Below are 1155 nucleotides of genomic sequence, written 5' to 3'. Positions count from 1 at the left end.
CGATTGTGATTGTTCAGCGCTATCCAAAATAGTCAGTGAGCCCTGACTTATCGCTGAATAGGTCACAGAATCGGCACGCCCTGAGCCCTTCGCGCCGACTAACAAACTGGTCGCCGCATGACTCAGTAATTGTTTTGCTATATCGCTGCCCGTGCTGAGCCCCACGCTTTGATGCTCAACCTTATACTGCGCATGGTTGAGGATGCTGTTAAAGCCAAGGGTACCGGTCTGCAACTGATTATTCTCTGCTGACGCCGTTGAGCCGATAACGGCACCGTTTAATTGCGTATGCTTACCCACATCAATCGTGAATCCCCCTTGCCCTGCAAAGATCCCCGTCTGCACTTGCACCGATCGGTAAGTACTGTCCATCTTATCGCGCGCGAGATTCAGTGAGAAAGAACCGCCCCCCATACTCGCGCTGCCCCCGACGCTGCCGCTTGTCTGCGACGAAAAATAGTGGTCAGTCTGTTGCTCACTGGTCAGGGTTAAATGACGTCCCACCGTCATATCAACCGTATGGCCGCTGACCTGAGCCCCCTGAAGTTGCGTGTCTCGACCACTCACTATTTGTAGTGTTTTACCTGCATCAAGGCGCGTTTCATTATGGGAAATGGCTATCCCGTTCTCTCGCCCCGTTGCGCTATTGAGGCTAGCATCAATGGACACACCCTTCTTGCCACTGCCAACATGAATGCCGACCCCTAACGTAGCGCCTTGGCTACGGGTGTTTCCGGTTAATTGTTGACGGTTTTGCGACGATGTGAGGACGACATCACGCTGTGCCAAAAGGGTTAAATCGTTACCCGCTTGCAACGTGCTGCCGACGACGCGAATATCGCCCTCTTGGGCATTAATCATTAAATGCTGCCCAGCAATAAGCTGGCTTCCTTGGTTTTGCTGTGTCACCTGGGTGTGCGTTGAGGTCGACGACTGGCTTCCCCAAGAAAGAGTAACCCCCATCGTGCTTTTTGATGCGCTATCATCCTTTAACGCTTCCGTTTGCTGAGCTTGATAGGCTTGTACGCCGGTTAATGCCGATTGTACGCCCTTAAGGGCCATTAAACGCCCGGTATAGGCTTGGCTGGCCGAGTGGGCTTGCGTCATTGCTTGGTTCACCAAGCCTCCGACGCTGCCAGACAAGGCGAGCGTGAA

The 1155-nt window shown here is 53.2% G+C and carries 1 protein-coding gene; it reads right to left on the bottom strand.

Features of this window, described 5'->3' with window-relative positions:
* Positions 1 to 1119 (bottom strand): hemagglutinin repeat-containing protein (locus HGT73_RS14570; protein ID WP_214215975.1); only part of this gene is annotated, 1119 nt, incomplete at its 3' end.
* Positions 1120 to 1155 lie beyond the last annotated feature (36 nt).

The sequence above is a fragment of the Rosenbergiella australiborealis genome (genome assembly GCF_018494035.1).
In the GTDB taxonomy this organism is placed as follows: domain Bacteria; phylum Pseudomonadota; class Gammaproteobacteria; order Enterobacterales; family Enterobacteriaceae; genus Rosenbergiella; species Rosenbergiella australiborealis.
The sequence above is the reverse complement of the archived record's forward strand: the minus strand, read 5'-3'. Positions and strand labels throughout refer to the sequence as shown.